Genomic DNA, 735 nt, shown 5'->3' with positions numbered 1-735 from the left:
GTCTTCGCTTTTTGGGCGGCGAAAACCAATGCGGCCATTATGCACGAAGCATTTGCAGCTATTAAGGGGTCGCCTCAGAATTCGGAATTTAAAGCACGCTAAGCCGTTGGCATCTCTCTCAAAAACGGAGGTTCACGAGAAGTCCGCCCGAATCTCTGGCACAGCACGCAAAATCAAGGCCTTGCGCTTCTCGAAAATTGTTCTTGAAATTTATTCTTGATTGAACTCGATAGCGACGAGTTTCGATAAGAAAGGCCCTCCCCCTATGCTGATCGGTTATGCGCGCGTCTCGACGCAGGACCAGAACCTTCAATTGCAGCTTGAAACGTTGAGGCAGGCCGGTTGCCAGAAGGTCTTCGAGGACCAAGTCAGCGGCACGCGAGCCGAGCGTCCCGGCTTGGCCAAGGCACGGGAAATGCTGCGCGAGGGCGACACGCTGGTGGTGTGGAAGCTGGACCGCCTGGGTCGCAGCGTCAAGCAGTTGGTCGATCTAGTGGGCGAGTTACAGCAGCAGGGCGTGCAGTTCAAGAGCCTGACGGACGCGATCGACACCGGCACACCGTCAGGCCGGTTCTTCTTCCACGTGATGGCCAGCCTGGCCGAGATGGAACGCGATCTGATCATCGAGCGCACCCGCGCCGGTCTGGAAGTGGCCCGTCAGCTCGGACGTAAAGGGGGGCGCAAGCCCAAGATGAACGCAAGCAAGATTGAGTCAGCCAGGAAGCTGCTGGCCAG

1 protein-coding gene is annotated in these 735 nt (G+C 57.6%); it reads left to right on the top strand.

The window, feature by feature from the left end; genetic code table 11:
- Positions 1 to 265 precede the first annotated feature (265 nt).
- Positions 266 to 735 (top strand): recombinase family protein (locus D8S75_RS17310; protein WP_157982684.1); only part of this gene is annotated, 470 nt, incomplete at its 3' end.

The organism is Simplicispira lacusdiani (assembly GCF_003604195.1).
GTDB classification, from domain to species: domain Bacteria; phylum Pseudomonadota; class Gammaproteobacteria; order Burkholderiales; family Burkholderiaceae_C; genus Simplicispira; species Simplicispira lacusdiani.
The sequence above is the reverse complement of the archived record's forward strand: the minus strand, read 5'-3'. Positions and strand labels throughout refer to the sequence as shown.